The sequence below is a fragment of the Nocardia higoensis NBRC 100133 genome, from assembly GCF_000308595.1.
Classification (GTDB): domain Bacteria; phylum Actinomycetota; class Actinomycetes; order Mycobacteriales; family Mycobacteriaceae; genus Nocardia; species Nocardia higoensis.
The window spans coordinates 87,712-105,539 of the sequence record NZ_BAGA01000070.1 but is presented as its reverse complement, the minus strand read 5'-3'; the positions used below and the strand labels follow the sequence as shown (position 1 = coordinate 105,539).

Here is a 17,828-nt window from a genome sequence, read left to right as displayed (position 1 = left end):
TATTAATATTACTTTAGGTCAGACCAATACTGATCGCAAGGTATTGCGCTCCGTCCGCCCCGGATCTACAGGTAGATCGACTTCTGCGTCTGGTAGGCGCCCAGCGCTTCGGGGCCGAGCTCGCGACCGAGGCCGCTGGCCTTGACACCGCCGAACGGAGCGGTCGGATCCGGCAGGTAGTTGTTGATACCCACTGTCCCGGAGTGGATCCGGCGGGCCACTCGGACGCCACGATCGTGATCACTGGTCCACACCGTGCCACCCAAGCCGTAGTCGGAGTCGTTGGCGATCCGAATAGCTTCGTCCTCGTCGCCGTAGGGAATCAGCGACAACACCGGCCCGAAGATCTCCTCCTGCGCGATGGCGTAGCTGTTGTCGACGTCGGCGAAGATCGTGGGTTCGACGAACCAACCGGCGTCCAGATCGGCCGGCCGGCCACCACCGACCGTGATGCGGGCGCCGTCGCCGCGCCCCTTCGCGATATAGCTCTCCACCCGGTCCCGCTGCCTGGCGCTCGAAAGCGGTCCGACCTGCGTCGAACGGTCGAGGGCATCACCAACTTTCAGCGAGCCGGCAAGCCCGGTGAAGGCATCGACCACCTCCTGATACCTGGACCGCGGCGCGAGGACACGGGTGCCCAGATAGCACACCTGGCCGTTGTTCAGCAGGGTGCTGGCGAACAGTTGCTCGCCCACCTTCGACAGATCCAGATCGGCATCGTCGAGGATCACCGCGGCCGACTTCCCACCGAGCTCGAGAGTGACCGGCCGCAGGAGCCGACCGCACACCTCGGCGATACTGCGCCCCGCCGCGGTCGAACCGGTGAAGGCGACCTTGTCGACGCCGGGGTGGGCGACCAGATACGCGCCGAGCTCCCGGCCCCCGGGCACGATGTTGATCACGCCTGCCGGAATGCCTGCCTCCTGGACGGCTTCGGCGAAGAGGTAGCTGTCGAGAACGGTCTCCGGCGACGGCTTGATGACGAATGTGCATCCGGCCGCCAGACCGGGGGCGTACTTGAACGCCGCGAGCGCCTGCGGGAAGTTCCACGGCACGATTGCCGCCACCACGCCGATGGGCGCGCGGGTCACCAGCGTCGAGCCGCCGAGCAGCCCCGGACGCGTCTCCTCGAATCCGTCCCCGCGCAGCAATCCAGCGTAGTACCGCAGCAGCAGCTGCGGAAATACACCTTCGAGCTGCTCGGCGATCGCGATCGGCATTCCGTTCTGCGAGCTGATGGCCTGGGTCATCCGGGATGTCCTGGCATCGAGCGCGTCGGCCAGCCGCTCCAGCGCGGCAGCCCGCCGTGCCGGCTCCCAGCCGGCCCAGCCCGCGGGATCGTCGAAGGCAGCTCGGGCAGCCGAGACCGCGGCGTCGATATCGGCGGCGGCACCGTCGGGCACGGACCCGATCACCTGCTCGTCACTGGGCGAGATCACGGTGATGGTGCCCGAGGTCGCCGGCGAGCGCCACTCGCCGCCGACGTAGAAGTGGTGGTGTTCAGTGGTCATGACGATTCTCCTTCGAACCGATCGGGAAATTCGCTGTGGTCAGTCGACGGTGAGGACGACCTTGACGATGTCGCCCTCGTGCTGGGCTGCGATCGCCTCGTTGATCCGTGACAGCGGCATGGTCTGGATCAACCGGTCGAAGGGGAAGCGCCCTTCGCGGTGCAGCGAGAGCAGATAGGGAATGAAAGTCGCGGGGTCGGCGTCGCCTTCGACGATGCCGCGGATGGTCTGGCCGAACAGCTGTGTCTGCATGAGACCGATGGGCAGCGTCGCCTCCGGATTCGCCGGAACGCCGATCAGCCCCAGCGTGCCGCGCACGCCCAGCGACAACAGGATCTGCTCCAGCACAGGCTGCAGCGCGGTTGTGTCGATCGCGTAGTCGACGCCGTCCGGTGCGATCGCGCGCACCTGCTCGGCCAGTGGGCCCGCCGCCGGATCGATGACATGGGTGGCCCCCAGATCCAGGGCCAGTTCGCGCCGGGATCCGTGAGGCTCCACGACGATGATCTCGGCCGCTTCCCGGACCACCGCTGCCATGACCGCTGCCAGTCCGACGGCACCGCCGCCGACCACCAGCAGCGAGCTCCCGGGCCGCACATCCAGCGAATTGAACACCGCGCCCGCGCCGGTCTGGATTCCGCAACCGAGGGGTCCGGCGATCTCGACAGGCGCGTCCTCCGGCAGCTTGACGACGTTGCGCTCGTGGGCGACGGCGTGAGTGGCCAGCGACGACTGCCCGAAGAAGTTGCTCCCCACCTGCCGGCCACCCGCGGTCAGCGCCGAGGTGCCGTCGGTGCGCACACCACCGAAGTTGTACGCCATGAAGTTGTGACAGTAGGCCGGCTCTCCGAGCGTGCACCGCCGGCAGGCACCGCAAGTGTTGAAGCTGATCGCCACCTTGTCACCGACCGCCACGCTGGTCACCTCGGCGCCGACAGCGGCCACGATCCCACTTCCCTCGTGCCCGAGCACGCCGGGAAGCGGAAAAGGCAGGTGCCCCTCCTTCACGGCCAGGTCCGTATGACAGATTCCGGTCCCGACCATCTCGACGACGACCTCGTGCGCGGCCGGCGGGCCGATCTCGACCTCCTCGAGCGTGAACGGACCGCCGACTTCGTTGACGACGGCTGCGGTAACTCGCATATCCTTCTCCCTTGCTTGATTTCCGTTGCCCGAGGCTAGGGACCTACCCCCCGGCAAAACAGCAGGTCAGCATGCAAATCACTCGGAAACCCCCCGACCGTCCCCCGTCGGAGTGACCCATCCGATGGCCCACCACCAAAAGGTCGGTCCTTTGAACCATTATTGTGGGATATAGTGTGACGCGCATCTCGTTCCGGGCCTCGGGTTCATACGGCCCAGACCACGGAGGGGAGGGCAGCGTTCCCGGCAGCGCAGAAGGAGGCCGCCATGCTCGATACGACACCACTCACCGACGACGATGAGACGCTGCTCGGACAGGCAGCGGAGCTCGTACGGCAGTGCCCTCGGATGTATGGGGAGAACCGGGGCGTCCATCCGGCCGCATCCGTATGGGACGCACTGGGCGCCGCTCGCATCTCGCTCGAGCAGCTCATCGAGACGGAAACCACCGGACCCCGGCAACGCGCCGAGGCATGTCGGCAGCTGGTCGCGATCCACCGGTTACAGCAGGAGAAGATCGGCATCTCTCTGCACCGCCGCCTGTCCTCGCTGACCGAGATCAGGAACGGCATCATCGGCCTCGCGGGAGCCACTTCCCAGGACATGCTTGCCGCAGCGCCGGTGCGTGTGTGTCGCGCTCTCTCCATGGGAAGGGCGATGGTCTCGGTTATCAGCGGTTCGGTGTGGTTACCGCGGCGACTGCACGTCGAAGACGGCCAGGACGCCAACGACACCGCCTTCCGGGAGTACGTCGACGGCGCCCGCATTCTGCTGCGGGATGCGCCTCTGGAGACAGAACTGGTCAGGCGACGCGCTCCCGCGATGGTCGACACCCCCGCCGAGGACCGACGGACCCACAAGCCGCTGGTCGATGTCTCACGCTCGGCCGGATACATCGCGGCCCCGGTCACCGTCCGTGGACGCGCGATCGGGCTACTGCATGCGGATCGCCCCTCGTCGGGAGCCAATGTCACCCTCGATGATCTCGAACTGCTCGAAGCTTTCGCCGAGTGCCTGTCGATCAGCCTCGAGGGCGCCGTTCTGCAGCGCCGGATCGACGAGCAGGTAGAACGGGCACGAGAAGTCTTCGCCGAACTCGAGACCGAGCTTCGCGAGGCTAGGTACACAATGCGGCCACAGACGGAGCCGATCGAATCCGAGGCGGCACGATCGCCGAAACAGCCGTGGCATGGGACCGCGTCGTCGTTGACCGCCCGAGAGCGGGAAGTGCTGGCTCAGCTGGCCACGGGTGCGACCAATGCGCAGATCGCCAGGAATCTGGTTATCGCGGAGGAAACGGTCAAGGGCCATCTCAAGCAGATCTCGAAGAAGTTGGGCACCTCGACCCGAGCCGCCGCCGTCGCCGCATACACCCGGATGTCCCGCGCTCGCGAGATCAGCGAATGAACGTGTCGACCGATCCCGTCACCGCTCTGACCGCGCTCAACGCGGCTGTCGGCGAACTCCGCCGCACAGCGGGGCTCGAGATCGCCCCCGAGGAGCCGGCGTACCTGCACACCGCGATCGAACTCGCCGACGCCAGCCTCGATGCGGCACTGGACCCGGATGGCGGCGGACTCAATGGATCGCGCGAGCTCGTCGAATGTCTCCGGGCCCGCGCCCAGGCCGTCGAAGCCCTCCGGCTCGCCCAGCACCGCCGGATTTCGGCGGTGTCGCGGTCGGTACAACGCATCCGGGGTGCTGTTACCGTGGACAGCCTGATAGGTGAACTCTGGGCGGTGTTCACCACCGATCTCGGCTTCCGGTCCGCAGATTTCTTCTCTATCGAGGACGGGATGGTCGCATCTCCTGGTAAGCACCGGGACGCCACGAAGCCACGGCCACTGTCCGATGCGGAGCACGCCTGCCTCCGCTCGGGTCAGCCGGTTCTCGTCGTCGCAGCCGAGTTCCCGGACACGACGAACCGCGCGAAGCGCGCGGTCGATGCGCTGATCGCTCCCGTGACTGTCGGGGACACACCGGTCGCATTGCTTCACGCATACGTCGCCGCCCCCCTCACCGTCACCTCGACGGACGCCGAGACAGCAGAATTCGTCGCGACAATGGCCGGCCGGGTGCTGGAGCGGATCCTCCGGTCCGAACGCCTGCGCGCGAACGAACAGACCGTGCGCACGGCAGCGCAGCGCTTGACCGCCGCCTCCTGGGGCGGATCGAGTGCCGAGATCGACTTCGGCTCGACCCCGGCGATCACCGCCGATCCGGAATCCGACTATTCGCTGTTGCAGCCCATGGTGACCGAACGGCTCACCGCCCGCGAGGCAGAGGTGCTCGAGCTGATCATCGAAGGCGCCTCGAACACCCAAATCGCCGAACAACTGGTGATCTCGGTCGAGACGGTCAAAACCCACGTCAAGAAAGTGCTTCGCAAGCTCGGCGCCGTCAACCGAGCCGAAGCGATCTCTCTGGCGCTTCTGGACCGGAGCCGACCGGAACCGTCCGCAAACCTTCCGGGGCGAAAGGGAATACCCTCCCGCCCCGCATAATTCACTCCCCGTTGCCCGGCGGAATCGTCACCACCACTCCCCCCGACCGCTCCGAGACCACGAGCTGGCAGGCCAATCGTGAACGCGGGCAGAACTGTTCGCTGTACTCGAGCAGGTCGAGCTCCTCGTCGGTCGGCGCATCGAAGTGGTCGAGCCACTCCTCGTCCAGATGCACATGGCAGGTCGCGCACGAGCAGCCGCCCCCGCACTCGGCGACGATGCCGGGCAGGTTGTTGCGGACAGAGCCGTCCATGATGGTGATACCGACCGGAACGTCGACAACCCGCTCGGAGCCGTCGGGCAGGCGATAGGTGATCTCGGGCATGGATTTCCCCTCTCGAGCTTGTGATTCGTTGAACGCGTGCGGATGTCGCCGCGTGACGCCAGAGCGCCGGTCATCATTCGACCGAGCCGATGTGATACAAGTCTCGTCGGCATCGAGACCCTTCCGCATCACCTGATCGGGTCGTTCCGCCACCGCCACGGGGGGAGTACAGGCGCACACGCCGCCGCCCTGTCACTTCATCGAGTCCGCCGACCCCCTCGATCGAGGGATACCCGATGTAACCCGGCTCACGTAGTTTGCTCTTAGTTCGATCGGCTATCACCCGACGGCTTCTCCGCGTCGCGTCCAATGTTGCCATTCCACCGGCATTTCGGATTCCGCAGCCGCCACAGCGCGCGCCTGCCGCCGATCGTTTCCCCGAAAACACAGGCTCGACGCACAGAGGAGAGACGTGGCTGTTGCCGATTCCACCGCGGGAGTGCGCGCATTCCGACCAACTGCTGCGGCCCGCACCGCATTGCGAGCGATCGGCGATTTCTACGCCACCACCCTCGAGACCTTCCGATACCTGGTGACAGCTCGCTTCCGCTGGGGGGAGTTCATCACGCAGGCATGGTTCATCGCAGGCATCTCGATCATGCCCGCCCTCCTGATGTCCATTCCCTTCTGCATGATGTTCGTCTACGAGATCAACATCCTGCTGGCCGAAGTCGGCGCGGTGGACCTCAGCGGTGCCGGCGCCGGTGTCGCCATCATCCGCGAAATCGGGCCCATCGTCACCGTTCTCGTCGTTGCCGGTGCAGGCTCGACCGCGATCTGCGCCGATCTGGGGGCCCGCACCATCCGCGAGGAAATCGACGCGATGCACGTGCTGGGGATCGATCCCATCCAGCGGCTCGTGGTTCCCCGGGTCGTCGCCTCCACCGTCGTGGCGATGTTCCTGAACGGACTGGTGTCCGCAGTCGGATTGGTCGGCGGATTCATCGCCACCGTCTACATGCAGGGCGCTTCGCCCGGTCAGTACGTCACCAGCATCTCGGTGCTGACCGGTCTGCCGGACTTCCTGGTCAGCGAAGTCAAGGCTGCCGTGTTCGGCTTGCTGGCGGGCCTGGTCGCCTGCCACCTCGGGCTCCACGTGAAAGGCGGCCCGAAAAGCGTCGGCGACGCGGTCAACCAAACCGTCGTCTTCAGCTTCCTACTGCTGTTCTTCGCGAATTCGATCATCACGACCATCGCATTGCACTGAGCTCGAGAAAGGCATTTCGTCGTGTCCCAAGCTCCCCGACGTCAAGCTCGGCCGCCGGCCGTGGCAGGCGTGGCACATCTCGGTGCCGCACCTGTCCGATCGCTGACCGAACTCGGCAAGCAGATATCGTTCCACGCCCAGACGGTCCTGGCGATACCCCGTGCGTCGGTGCACTACCGCAGAGAAGTGATCCGGTTGCTCGCCGAGGTCAGCATGGGAAGCGGCGCACTCGCCGCCATCGGAGGCACACTCGCGGTCGTCGCCATGCTCACCGCGGCAGTGGGATACGAGGTCGGCCAGCAGGGCACCACCTCGTTGGGGCACATCGGGATCGGCGCGCTCTCGGGATTCATCTCGGCCTTCTTCAATACCCGGGAGGCTATTCCGGCCATCGCGGGCATCGCGCTCACCGCCACCGTCGGCGCGGGCTTCACCGCCCAGCTCGGTGCGATGCGGGTCAGTGAGGAGATCGACGCCATCGAGACGATGGCCATCCCCTCCCTGCAATACCTCGTGGCGACCCGCGTCACCGCGGGAGTCATCGCCGTGATCCCGCTCTACTGCGTCGCGCTGATCGTCGGCTACACCGCCACCCAGCTCGTGACCGTGGTGATGGCCGGACAGGCGTCAGGAACCTACGGGCACTACTTCGATGTCTTTCTGATTCCGGGCGATGTTCTCTGGTCGTTGGTGAAAGTGCTCTGCATGGCAGTGGTGGTGATGTGTGTGCACTGTTACCACGGCTACCGCGCGCAGGGCGGACCGGCCGGCGTCGGCGTCGCAGTGGGGCGGGCGGTCCGCACCTCACTCATCGCGATCATGGTCATCAATCTGCTGGTCGGCATCGCCGTATACGGCGGTACCTCCGGCGCGGTGAAGGTGGCCGGCTGATGGGACATCTGCGCCAATTCGGTGACCGGGTCAACATCGCTCTCGGACTCGCCTTCGTGCTCACGGTAGTGGCCGTCACCATGCTCTCCGTCGGCATCTACCGCGGCAGCTTCTCCGACGTGGTCCGCATCACCCTGTACGCGGACCGATCCGGCCTGCTGCTCGAGCAGGGCTCCGACGTCAAGATGCACGGGGTCGTGGTGGGCCACGTCGAAGACCTCACGTTCATCGATGGCCGGGCCCGCATCACGATGACCCTCTCGGCCGAGCACAGCTCCGCCATCCCCTCCGATGTCCGAGCCGCCATCGACCCGACCACCCTGTTCGGCCGCAAATTCGTCGTGCTCACCGCGCCGGAGGGCACAAGCGCCCGGGGTATCGCCGATGGCGCGGTGATCCCCGAGGCCACCGTGACCAGCGAGGTCGACGACCTGCTCGAAGCACTGGTCACCGTGCTGCGCACCATCGAGGTGGACAAACTGAAATCCACGGTGGACGCGGTCACTGCGAGCCTGCGCACCCGCGGTCCGGAAGTCGGCCGGCTCGTGGACGACCTGCGTGCGTTCCTCGGGGAGTTCAATCCGCACCTGGACACGCTCCAGCGGGACATGCGGGCAGCCGGGGACGCCGCAGACGCGCTGGCCGCGGCCGCACCGGATCTGCTCACCACCGTCGACCGGCTCAGCACGACCAGCGACACCATCACCGAACAGCAAACGGAGCTCAGCGCATTCCTGCTCAGCTTCACCGCGTTCGGCAACAGCGGCGCCGACCTGTTCGCGACCAGCGGCGAGCCACTGCGAGCGGCGGCGGCCGCACTCAACTCCCCCACCGCCGTACTGAGCGAGTTCGCCCCGATCTACCCGTGCTTCCTGGCCGATCTGGCCACGACCAACGCACTGCTGGAGAACACGAACAGCGGCAGCGGCCGGCCCGGGCTGAACATCCTGGGCACGCTGCTGATGGGTGACCCGCCGTACCGGCCATCGGTGAATCTGCCGCGGACCGGCCTCGACAACGCTCCGAGCTGCTACGAAACCGGCGACGAGCCCCCCGGCCACGTGCGGTTCGACGACGGAAGCAACGCATACCACCCGGTCACCGACCCGACGGACTACATCGGAAACCCGTTGGCGGAGTTGTTGTTCGGAGGATGGCGATGAGAATGTTGACGACCTCGGCGAAGCTGCTCACGTTCATGGTGGTCACCACCGTGGCCGGTCTCGGGGTAGCCACAGTCGCCGGCAATATGCGGTTCGGGCCGACGACGAGCTACTCGGCGGTGTTCACCAACGCCTCCGGATTGTCCAACGGCTCGGACGTGCGGGTGGCGGGCGTACCGCTGGGCAAGGTGGAATCGGTTCGACTCCACGACGACGGGCACGCGCTGGTCACCTTCGACCTGTCGACCCGGCGGCCGCTGACGACCGCGACCACTGCCGCCATCCGCTACAAGAACCTCATCGGCGACCGATACCTCGACCTGTCCGAGGGCGAGGGCGACAGTCGGCCGCTGTCCGACGGCCGGATCCCGGTCTCGCAGACCACCCCCGCGCTGGACCTCGACCAGGTCGTCAACGGATTCCGGCCGCTGCTGCAGGGGCTCGACCCCGAAGAGACCAACCGCATGGCCCGTTCTCTCGTGCAGGTCCTCAACGGACAGCATTCTGCGGTGGCGGACATCGTCCGCCGTGCCGGCACGATCACCACCACGCTCGCTGATCGTGACGCCGCAATCGGTGCGGTGATCGACAACTTCACCGTCGTCCTGAATACCGTGCAACAGCGCGGGGATGCATTCGATCAGCTGCTGGTCTCGCTGTCGCAGTTGCTCGAAGGGCTCGACGCCGACAGCGCGATCATCACCTCGGCCCTGGACCGGGTCGACGGTCTCACCGCCGAGATGAGCGATCTGCTCCTGGACAGCCGCGCCGACCTGCGCAGCGACATCGAGGGACTCGGCCACCTGGCCGCCGGCCTCAACGCACGCACCGACACGCTGAACCTGGTCCTCGCCCGGTTGCCGGAGACCTACCGGCTGATCGGCCGAGTGGCCGGTTACGGCAGCTTCGTCAACTTCTTCGTCTGCGGGCTGGCCATTCGCTACGGCCCCGGCGTCGACGGCCAGACCCCGATGTTCACTTCTCCCGCAGACAGGTGCAAGTGATGGCAGCCAAACACCGCTCGTTCCTGACGCTGGACCGGGTGCGCCTCGGCGTCACCGGCACGCTACTCATTGTCGGCGCCCTGGTTCTGGCCCTGAACCTCGAGTCCGTCCCTGTCCTCGGCCGAGGCATCACGGTGCATGCCGAATTCGCCGATGCGAGTGGTCTCGCCGTTGGTGACTCGGTGCAGATCTCCGGAGTGCCGGTGGGCGAAGTCCGGGCGATCGAACTCGCCGGCACCGAGGTCGATGTCGAGTTCGATGTCATCGGCGACCATCCCGCCCTCGGCGACGAAACGACCGCGACGATCAAGGTGGAGACGGTCCTGGGCAGGCGGTTCATCGAGCTCGCCCCCCGCGGTTCGGGGGATCTGGACGACGGAGCACTCATCCCGCTGGCCCGCACCACCTCCGGCTACGACATCGCCCGGTCACTACAGGAAGCCACCGGCGAGATCGCGCAGACCGACAAGCCGAATCTGGCCGCGACCCTCGACCAGTTGAGCGCACTGCAAGAGGAGCTGCCCGAAGACCTCGAGGCCACCATCGACGGCCTCTCCCGGTTGTCGAACTCTATAGCGTCACGTGACGCTGGAATTCGGCAACTGCTGGACAGCGCCGAGGGGGTAAGCGCCATCCTCGCCGAACGCAACCAGCAGGTCATCGCGCTCTTCGAGCACGGCAGCGGACTACTGGCGGCGCTCGACACCCGAGCCGCCACCATCCACCGGATCCTCGTCCAAGCAGAGCAGGTGGCCGACGCGCTCACCGGGATCGCCGAGGACAACGCCGCGACCCTGAAGCCGACCCTGGATCAACTGCACGCCTTGATCACCACGCTGAACAACAACTACGACAACCTCAACAGCATCCTCATCGGGCTCCAGCGGTTCACCACCCAGGTCGGCGAAGCGGTCGCGAGCGGCCCGTTCTTCGGCGTTCTACTGCACAACATCGTCCCAGCGAATCTGGCAGGCCAGATTCCCGGCAGTCCAGGGGGCACGCGATGAAAAACCTCGGCCGTATGTCGCTGCGGCGACCACCGAAACTACTGGCCCTGCTCACCGCCGTCGTGGCGATCACCGGGGCCACCGCGACTTGGCTCGAGTACGAGCCGGATTTCCGGATCACCGCCGAATACCGCAGCGCGCCGGGGCTTTACGTGGGCGACCGGGTGACGATCCTCGGCGTGCCGGTCGGCGAAGTGACCGCGATCCGGCCCGGACCCGACAGCGTCGCCGTCGAATTCGAGTTCGACGGCACACACCCGGTACCCGCCGACGCCCGCGCGGTGATCGTGGCACCCACGCTCGTCACCGGGCGATACATCCAGCTGGTGCCCGCCTACACCGGCGGCCCGCGTCTGTCGGACGGCGCCACCATCCCGATGGAGCGCACCGCCGCGCCGATCGAATTCGACGAGACGAAGAAACAGCTCGTCGAGTTGAGCCGCGAGATCGGACCCGGCGGCGCCGAGGAGGCGGGCGCACTCAACTCCTTCCTCGACGCCACCGCGGTCACAGTGGGCGGCAACGGCCAGGCGCTGAACACGGCACTGACGAATCTCTCCGACGCCGCGCGCACCCTGGACGCCGGCGGTGCCGACCTGTTCGCCACCGTCGAGAATCTGCAGACCGTCACGACGGCCGTCGCCGCCGTCGACGATCACGTTCGCCGCTTCGCCACCGAACTGGCCTCGGTCTCGAATATGCTCAGCGGCAACCGAACCGAACTCGACGCCCTGCTGGTCAGCATGCAGCAGACCTTCGCCACCGTAACCGCCTTCCTGGACGAGAACCGTGATGCGTTGAGCACGAACACAGCGGACGCGGCGCGGCTCACCCGGCTGCTCGTCGACCGCATCGACACCCTGGCCCAGATCCTGCACGCCGGACCGACCGCACTGTCGGATTTCTACAACATCTACGACCCCGACTCGAACTCGCTGACCGGTGCGTTGGCTATACCGGACGCGATCGATCCACAGTCACTCATCTGCGCGCTGCTCACCACCGTCGACGCACCCACCGGCGAATGCGCTCGCGCCACCGAGGCCCTGGCAGGTCAGCTCGCCGCGGCGGCACTGCCCGCTCCCCAAGGGCCGGCACCGACCCCGGCCGCGCAGGGCATCATGATCCCCGGCCTGCAGGACATCTTCACCCCTGGAGGGCACCGATGAGACCAGGCATCCGCACCGTCACGACCGTCGCGGCCGGGGCTGTGATCATCTGCGCATCGGGCTGCACGTTCGACGGAATCAATTCGATCCCGCTGCCGGGCAATGGCACCGGCGAGGGATACCCCGTCGTGGTGGAGCTGGCCGACGCCCAGAATCTGGTGGGCAACTCCCCGGTCAAGGCGGGCAATGTCACCGTCGGCAACATCGACCGGATCGAGAACGACGGCTGGCACGCCCGGGTCGCGCTCACGCTGGACTCGGAGGCCGAACTTCCCGCCAATGTGGCGGCCCGCCTGGCTCAGACCAGCGTCCTGGGTGCTCAGTACATCGAACTCGCGGTCCCGCCGGACGAGGAACCGATCGGCCGGCTCGTCGCAGGCAGCGTTATCCCGCGCGAGCGCACCAGCCAGTACGCCTCGGTCGAAGAGGTGCTGTCGGCGCTGTCGCTGGTCCTCAACGGGGCAGGCCTCGAGCAACTGCAGACCATCACCGACGAGGTCAACCTGGTGCTCGGGGGCCGCGAGCAATCCCTGCGAGGCTTGATCGGCGACCTCGGGCAATTCGTCGCCGGACTCGATGGACAACGCGATGACATCGTCCGCGCCATCGACAGCATGAGCAGGCTCGGCGACGAACTCGCCCGGCAGTCGGCGACCATCGACCGCGGCATCGTCGCGATCCAGCCGGCGCTGGAGGTCCTCGATCAGCAGCAGCAGCGGCTGACCGAGATGCTCACCGCGGTCGGGCGATTCGGCGACATGGCGACCGAGGTGCTCAGCTCGGGCAAGGCGGACCTGAAGGACGACCTGGCTCAGCTCGCCCCGGTCCTGAATCAGCTCGCGGCCGCCGGAGCCGACCTCCCGGAAGCCCTGAAGATCGCCCTGACGATCCCGTTCCCGGTGATGACCACCGACCGCGGTGTTCTCGGCGACTACCTCAACCTCTTCCTGACACTCGATGTGAGCCCGCAGGCGATCACCGGCAAGGTCCTGCCCAGCATCCCGGGCATTTTCCCGCTCCGCCACGCCGTCGATCCACTCGTTGCGCCGCTCACCCCCGCACCGGCACACGACGGGAGCCCGAACTGATGCTGTCGACCACGATCCGCGTTCAGCTGTCGATCTTCGCGGTGGTCGCTGTGCTCGCCGTCGCGTTCAGCGCGGTGAAGTACGCCGGGGTGCAGCGATACACCCAGATCGGCACCTATATCGTGCGCGCGGAGTTCGCCGACGCGGCGGGACTCTACGTCAACGCGCTGGTCACCTACCGCGGCGTCGACATCGGAGTGGTGAACGGACTCTCGCTCGGGCCCTCGGGTGCGGTGGCCGAACTCCAAATCGGCTCGGACCATCGTGTGCCCGCGGACTCCGAGGCGATCCTGCGCAGCGTCTCCGCGGTGGGCGAACAGTACGTCGACCTCGTGCCGAGGACGAGCACGGAGCCGTTCCTCGCCGACGGCGACACGCTGGGCCCGGACCGGACCCGGGTGCCCATCCCGACGGCCACCGTTGTCGCCGAGATCAATTCGCTGCTGCAGACCGTACCCACCGATTCGCTGCGGACCACCGTCGACGAGACGTCGGCCGCTCTCGGCGGGACCGGCGACGCCCTCAACCGCGCGCTCGCCGCCTCGGCCGCCCTCGTGCAGAACGCCCGCAGCCACCTGGGGCAGACCGTCGCACTGGTCACCACTGTCGAGCCGGTACTTCAGGCGCTGAGCGACTCCGGCCCGGCGATCCAGTCGGCCGCAACCGATCTCGCGTCCTTCACCGATCAGCTGGTCATGAACGACGAGCAGTTGCGTGCGGTCGTCACCGACGGGCCGCGTTTCTTCGACAGCGCGACCGGCACCCTGCAGCAGATCACGCCGACCCTGCCGCTGCTGTTGATGAACCTGCAGACGTCCGGTGAGGTGCTGCGCGTCAACGCACCCGGGCTACGGCATCTGCTGGTGGTCTACCCGGCGCTGTCCTCGGCCGTCAACTACATGCACCGTGGGTTCCAGGATCCCGGCGACCGGCTGTCCGGTCAGGGCCCTCTGGACGTGAAACTGCTGAACACCGGCAATCCGATGACCTGCACCGAGGGCTATCAGGAGACACAGCGCCGCGATCCGAGCGAGACCGGCTACGCGCCGGCGCCCGCGGATGCCTACTGCAAACTCCCGCAGACCGACAGCCGGGTCGCCCGTGGCGCGCGCAACCTGCCCTGTGCCACCGATCCGAGTGTGCGCACCGCCGACATCGCGAACTGCCCCGGGGGGCCACCCTCGCAATGGCCGCAGATGCTGGCCCGGCCGGGTCAGCAGCCGGTACCGATCGCGCCGCCCACGCCGGACCCACAGCAGCCGCCTCCAGCCGAGCCGGCGTCGGCATTCGAACCCCTGTTCACAGCACCGTACGAACCGATCACCGGACGCTTCCACACCGCCGACGGCGCCGCCTACACCGTCCACACCCTGGCCCCGTCCGGCGCCGCGAACCCGAAGGAGCCCGCATGGCACGCACTGTTTCTGAAGTAGAGGCCGACGACGGCCCGGACACCGCTGCGGCCGAAGTCCCTGGCGTCGTGGATGATTCGGCACAGCAAGCAGGCGCCGACGGCGCCGAAGCGCCCGGTCGACGGCCCGCGGTCCCGGCCGCACTCCTGGCGTGTCTGGTCGTCACCATCGTCGCCGCGATCGTCGGCGGTATCGCGGGAGTCCGGGTACATGCCGCCCAGCGGGACGCCGACCGGGACGCCGCCGTCATCGCCGCCACCCGGAAGGTGGTGGCCGACCTCGTCAGCCTTCGGCACGATACCGCAGCCGCCGATGTCCAGCGGATCGCCGAGGGCACGACCGGCACATTCCGGGACCAGTTCACCGGAACCGGCGCGACCTTCACCACCGTGTTGGAACAAGGAAAGGTCGAATCCACCGGTCACGCCGAGGAAGTCGCGCTGCTCGACGTCGACGACACGAAGGCCACCACCCTGGCCGCGGTGGTCTCGACAGTGAAGAACACGGAAGCTCCGGAAGGACAACCGCGGGTCTACCGCATGAAGGTGACGCTGGAATCGTCCTCCGGAACCTGGCTCGTCTCGAACGTGGAGTTCGTCTCATGACCTACCGCACCCTGCTCACCCTCCCGGAACGCCTCTGGCGGCGCTTCTCCGGAGCCGTGCACACCTGGACGCCCCAGCAGGTCCGCCTTCGGCTCCCGGCCGCGACGCTGCTGGCCGCAGCCACCGCTGCCACTGCCGGATGGACCGTCGTCACCCTGACGAACGAAACAGCGGTCACGCAAGCGGGACAGGAAGCCCTCGAAACCGCACGCCGCACCATTCCCGCACTCCTGACATACGACCACACCACTGTCGAGGAACAACTTCCCGCGCACTACGACGCTCTGACCGGAGACTTCCGGGACGAGTTCCGCACGCTCGCCGAGGAACAGATCATCCCGACCGCGAAGGATCGGCACACCGTCACCACCGCGCAGATCGTGGAATCGGGCCTGGTTCTCGCGACACCAGAGCACGTCACCGTTCTGATGTTCGTCAACCAGACGACCACCAACTCCGAATCGCCGGACCCGCGACTCGACGGCAGCCGCATCCGGGTGCATTTGATCAACGAGCCCGCAGGATGGCAGATCTCGGGCATCGAGCCCATCTGACCTCCGCACCGACCGACCTTCACCGATGAGGACCACATCATGGGCATCGCAGTCTCGGTAACCAACCTCACAAAATCCTTCGGCAGTCAGACCATTTGGCGCGACCTGACGCTCGAGCTCCCCGCAGGCGAGGTCAGCGCCCTGCTCGGCCCCTCGGGCACGGGCAAGTCGGTCTTCCTCAAGTCACTGGTCGGTCTCATCCGACCCGAAGAGGGCTCCATCGTCATCGACGGAGTCGATATCACGCGGTGCTCGCACCGGGAGCTCTACGACATCCGACAGCTGTTCGGCGTGTTGTTCCAAGACGGCGCCCTGTTCGGATCCATGGATCTCTTCGACAACGTCGCCTTCCCGCTGCGAGAGCACACCCGCAAGACGGAGTCCGAGATCCGGCGGCTCGTGCTGGAAAAGCTCGAGATGACCGGTCTCACGGGAGCCGAGGCCAAGCTCCCCGGGGAGATCTCCGGCGGTATGCGAAAGCGCGCGGGCCTGGCCCGCGCACTGGTTCTCGATCCACAGATCATTCTGGTCGACGAGCCGGACTCCGGACTCGATCCGGTCCGGACCAGCTACATCAGTCAGCTCTTCCTCGACATCAATGCCCAGATCGATGCCACGTTCCTGATCGTGTCGCACAACATCAACCTGGCGCGGACCGTGCCGGACAACATCGGCATGCTCTTCCGCGGCCGGCTGGTGATGTTCGGGCCCAGGGAACTGCTGCTGACCAGCGATGAACCGGTCGTCCAGCAGTTCCTCAACGGCCGTATGCTCGGCCCTATCGGGATGTCGGAAGAGAAGGACGACGCCCGGATGGCATACGAGCAGGCGCTCGCCGATGCTGGTCACCACGTCGGCGGTGTCGAGACGATCACCGGCATCGTGCCGCAGATGACAGCCACCCCCGGCATGCCGGAACGAAAAGCCGTGGTCCGACGCAAGGACCGGCTCCGAAGCATGCTCGACACACTACCGCCCCACGCCCTGCCGAAAGATCTCGAGGATCTCATCGACCGTCCGGTCGCGTAGTTCACCGGCCACGCACCCGGTGCATGCTCCGGCAGCGGTCGTACTCGAAACTCGCCGATCTCTCGCGGCGTAACCCACCTATGCCGCAGGCCTCGAGAGTAATGGACCGCCCAGATACAGATATCGGACCCCATGGCCGGGCAGGGCACCGGGCTGTTGATCGAAAGTCCGAGAAACGCTACTGTTATGCAAATGGTCAGTCCTAATGACCATAATCCGACAGGCTGCTCAGCGCAGGAAGGACCGAAGTCCCATGGCCGAATTCACCGACATCACCTACGAGGTCGACAACGGACTGGCTTGGATCACCATCAATCGGCCGGAGCGGTACAACGCGTTCCGGGCGCAGACCGTCGACGAGCTGGTGCTCGCCTTCAAGCGGGCGTGGGCAAGCAGTGAGGTCGGCGTGGTCGCGCTGACCGGCGCGGGCGACAAGGCCTTCTGCGCCGGTGGCGACCAGAAGCAGCGCATGGAGACCGGTGACTACGGCCCGTCCGCCAGCGGCCTGTTCGAGGTCGAAGCCCTGCATCGGGTCATCCGGGACACCCCCAAGCCGGTGATCGCCGCGGTCAACGGCCTGGCCATCGGCGGCGGCCACGTGCTGCATGTGCTGTGCGACCTGACTATCGCCGCCGATACCGCGCAGTTCGGTCAGAACGGCCCGCGCGTCGGCTCGTTCGACGCCGGCCTCGGCTCCGGCTACCTCGCCCGCGTCGTCGGCGAGAAGCGCGCCCGCGAGATCTGGTTCATGCTGCGCCGCCTCTCGGCGCAGGAAGCACTGGAGTGGGGCCTGGTCAACAAGGTGGTGCCCGCCGCCGACTTGAAGGCGGAGGTCCGCGCCTGGGCCGATCAGATGCTCGATTTCTCCCCCACCGCGCTCAAGGTGCTCAAGCAGTCCATGAACACCGACACCGAGCACTTCGTCAGCATCGGCACCATGGCCTACTCGACGCTCGAGATCTTCGGCGAAACCCCCGAAGCGCGGGAAGGAATCACCGCCTTCAACGAGAAGCGTAAGCCCGACTTCTCGCCCTACCGGGGCAAGTAGGGTGCGGCACTCCTCGGAGCAGCGTGGGTTCGCGGCGGCGGTGGGCGTCTCGCTGCCCGAGGAGTACGGCGACAGCGGGGCCGATCACGTCGACGAGTGTCGCCTCCGGAAGGGGTTCGCTCTCCATCGCCGAGACCATCCGCCTGTGACCGGTTCACCGGCTTACCG

General features: G+C 66.7%; 17 protein-coding genes. 14 read left to right on the top strand and 3 right to left on the bottom strand.

Annotated features, from left to right (window positions below; genetic code table 11):
• Nucleotides 1-65 precede the first annotated feature (65 nt).
• Together ON26_RS10080 and ON26_RS10075 are read right to left on the bottom strand one after the other, a co-directional pair.
• Nucleotides 66-1,511, bottom strand: coding sequence for an aldehyde dehydrogenase (locus ON26_RS10080; RefSeq protein WP_040795761.1), 1,446 nt, complete (start codon nt 1,509-1,511; stop codon nt 66-68).
• A gap of 39 nt (nt 1,512-1,550) precedes the next feature.
• The gene (locus ON26_RS10075; RefSeq protein WP_040795760.1) at nt 1,551-2,654 is read right to left on the bottom strand and encodes an NAD(P)-dependent alcohol dehydrogenase; all 1,104 of its coding nucleotides are present in this window, start codon (nt 2,652-2,654) and stop codon (nt 1,551-1,553) included.
• Nucleotides 2,655-2,921: 267 nt separating this feature from the next.
• Here ON26_RS10075 and ON26_RS10070 point away from each other — a divergent pair, with 267 nt between their 5' ends.
• Together ON26_RS10070 and ON26_RS34180 are read left to right on the top strand one after the other, a co-directional pair.
• The gene (locus ON26_RS10070) at nt 2,922-4,061 is read left to right on the top strand and encodes a LuxR C-terminal-related transcriptional regulator (protein ID WP_083883985.1); all 1,140 of its coding nucleotides are present in this window, start codon (nt 2,922-2,924) and stop codon (nt 4,059-4,061) included.
• A complete protein-coding gene (locus ON26_RS34180; RefSeq protein ID WP_040795759.1) occupies nt 4,058-5,158 on the top strand; it encodes a helix-turn-helix transcriptional regulator in 1,101 nt (366 codons plus the stop codon). The genes ON26_RS10070 and ON26_RS34180 overlap by 4 nt, the downstream gene beginning before the upstream one ends.
• Before the next feature lies 1 nt (nt 5,159).
• Here ON26_RS34180 and ON26_RS10060 read toward each other — a convergent pair whose 3' ends face one another.
• The gene (locus ON26_RS10060; RefSeq protein WP_040795758.1) at nt 5,160-5,483 is read right to left on the bottom strand and encodes a 2Fe-2S iron-sulfur cluster-binding protein; all 324 of its coding nucleotides are present in this window, start codon (nt 5,481-5,483) and stop codon (nt 5,160-5,162) included.
• 439 nt (nt 5,484-5,922) lie between these two features.
• Between ON26_RS10060 and ON26_RS10055 the strand changes: the two genes are divergently transcribed.
• From ON26_RS10055 to ON26_RS10000, 12 genes are all read left to right on the top strand, one after another.
• On the top strand, nt 5,923-6,690 hold the full coding sequence (locus ON26_RS10055; protein ID WP_040795757.1) for an MlaE family ABC transporter permease: 768 nt from the start codon (nt 5,923-5,925) through the stop codon (nt 6,688-6,690).
• 69 nt (nt 6,691-6,759) lie between these two features.
• Nucleotides 6,760-7,581 carry an MlaE family ABC transporter permease gene (locus ON26_RS10050; RefSeq protein WP_245545793.1) on the top strand — a complete coding sequence of 274 codons (822 nt, stop codon included), beginning with the start codon at nt 6,760-6,762 and terminating at the stop codon, nt 7,579-7,581.
• Nucleotides 7,581-8,744 carry an MCE family protein gene (locus ON26_RS10045; RefSeq protein WP_040795756.1) on the top strand — a complete coding sequence of 388 codons (1,164 nt, stop codon included), beginning with the start codon at nt 7,581-7,583 and terminating at the stop codon, nt 8,742-8,744. The genes ON26_RS10050 and ON26_RS10045 overlap by 1 nt, the downstream gene beginning before the upstream one ends.
• The gene (locus tag ON26_RS10040) at nt 8,741-9,748 is read left to right on the top strand and encodes an MCE family protein (RefSeq protein WP_040795842.1); all 1,008 of its coding nucleotides are present in this window, start codon (nt 8,741-8,743) and stop codon (nt 9,746-9,748) included. Before ON26_RS10045 ends, ON26_RS10040 begins: the two co-directional genes overlap by 4 nt.
• Nucleotides 9,748-10,755 carry an MCE family protein gene (locus ON26_RS10035; RefSeq protein WP_040795755.1) on the top strand — a complete coding sequence of 336 codons (1,008 nt, stop codon included), beginning with the start codon at nt 9,748-9,750 and terminating at the stop codon, nt 10,753-10,755. Before ON26_RS10040 ends, ON26_RS10035 begins: the two co-directional genes overlap by 1 nt.
• Nucleotides 10,752-11,924 (top strand): MCE family protein, encoded by a 1,173-nt coding sequence (locus ON26_RS10030; RefSeq protein ID WP_083883982.1) that lies wholly within the window; start codon nt 10,752-10,754, stop codon nt 11,922-11,924. Before ON26_RS10035 ends, ON26_RS10030 begins: the two co-directional genes overlap by 4 nt.
• The gene (locus tag ON26_RS10025) at nt 11,921-13,012 is read left to right on the top strand and encodes an MCE family protein (RefSeq protein ID WP_040795753.1); all 1,092 of its coding nucleotides are present in this window, start codon (nt 11,921-11,923) and stop codon (nt 13,010-13,012) included. Before ON26_RS10030 ends, ON26_RS10025 begins: the two co-directional genes overlap by 4 nt.
• Nucleotides 13,012-14,445, top strand: a complete 1,434-nt coding sequence (locus ON26_RS10020; protein ID WP_051026890.1) for an MCE family protein — start codon at nt 13,012-13,014, stop codon at nt 14,443-14,445. The genes ON26_RS10025 and ON26_RS10020 overlap by 1 nt, the downstream gene beginning before the upstream one ends.
• On the top strand, nt 14,421-15,029 hold the full coding sequence (locus ON26_RS10015) for an Rv1363c family protein (RefSeq protein WP_040795751.1): 609 nt from the start codon (nt 14,421-14,423) through the stop codon (nt 15,027-15,029). The genes ON26_RS10020 and ON26_RS10015 overlap by 25 nt, the downstream gene beginning before the upstream one ends.
• A complete protein-coding gene (locus tag ON26_RS10010; protein ID WP_051026888.1) occupies nt 15,026-15,583 on the top strand; it encodes a hypothetical protein in 558 nt (185 codons plus the stop codon). Before ON26_RS10015 ends, ON26_RS10010 begins: the two co-directional genes overlap by 4 nt.
• 39 nt (nt 15,584-15,622) lie before the next feature.
• Nucleotides 15,623-16,612 (top strand): ABC transporter ATP-binding protein, encoded by a 990-nt coding sequence (locus ON26_RS10005; RefSeq protein WP_040795750.1) that lies wholly within the window; start codon nt 15,623-15,625, stop codon nt 16,610-16,612.
• Nucleotides 16,613-16,865: 253 nt separating this feature from the next.
• On the top strand, nt 16,866-17,660 hold the full coding sequence (locus ON26_RS10000) for an enoyl-CoA hydratase-related protein (RefSeq protein WP_040795749.1): 795 nt from the start codon (nt 16,866-16,868) through the stop codon (nt 17,658-17,660).
• The last annotated feature ends 168 nt before the right edge of the window (nt 17,661-17,828 follow it).

Bases quoted from the DNA above. Each gene is read 5' to 3' on its own strand.
- ON26_RS10080 (WP_040795761.1), bottom strand. From the start codon at position 1,511: ATGACCACTGAACACCACCACTTCTACGTCGGCGGCGAGTGGCGCTCG.
- ON26_RS10075 (WP_040795760.1), bottom strand. From the start codon at position 2,654: ATGCGAGTTACCGCAGCCGTCGTCAACGAAGTCGGCGGTCCGTTCACG.
- ON26_RS10070 (WP_083883985.1), top strand. From the start codon at position 2,922: ATGCTCGATACGACACCACTCACCGACGACGATGAGACGCTGCTCGGA.
- ON26_RS34180 (WP_040795759.1), top strand. From the start codon at position 4,058: ATGAACGTGTCGACCGATCCCGTCACCGCTCTGACCGCGCTCAACGCG.
- ON26_RS10060 (WP_040795758.1), bottom strand. From the start codon at position 5,483: ATGCCCGAGATCACCTATCGCCTGCCCGACGGCTCCGAGCGGGTTGTC.
- ON26_RS10045 (WP_040795756.1), top strand. From the start codon at position 7,581: ATGGGACATCTGCGCCAATTCGGTGACCGGGTCAACATCGCTCTCGGA.
- ON26_RS10040 (WP_040795842.1), top strand. From the start codon at position 8,741: ATGAGAATGTTGACGACCTCGGCGAAGCTGCTCACGTTCATGGTGGTC.
- ON26_RS10035 (WP_040795755.1), top strand. From the start codon at position 9,748: ATGGCAGCCAAACACCGCTCGTTCCTGACGCTGGACCGGGTGCGCCTC.
- ON26_RS10030 (WP_083883982.1), top strand. From the start codon at position 10,752: ATGAAAAACCTCGGCCGTATGTCGCTGCGGCGACCACCGAAACTACTG.
- ON26_RS10025 (WP_040795753.1), top strand. From the start codon at position 11,921: ATGAGACCAGGCATCCGCACCGTCACGACCGTCGCGGCCGGGGCTGTG.
- ON26_RS10020 (WP_051026890.1), top strand. From the start codon at position 13,012: ATGCTGTCGACCACGATCCGCGTTCAGCTGTCGATCTTCGCGGTGGTC.
- ON26_RS10015 (WP_040795751.1), top strand. From the start codon at position 14,421: ATGGCACGCACTGTTTCTGAAGTAGAGGCCGACGACGGCCCGGACACC.
- ON26_RS10010 (WP_051026888.1), top strand. From the start codon at position 15,026: ATGACCTACCGCACCCTGCTCACCCTCCCGGAACGCCTCTGGCGGCGC.
- ON26_RS10005 (WP_040795750.1), top strand. From the start codon at position 15,623: ATGGGCATCGCAGTCTCGGTAACCAACCTCACAAAATCCTTCGGCAGT.
- ON26_RS10000 (WP_040795749.1), top strand. From the start codon at position 16,866: ATGGCCGAATTCACCGACATCACCTACGAGGTCGACAACGGACTGGCT.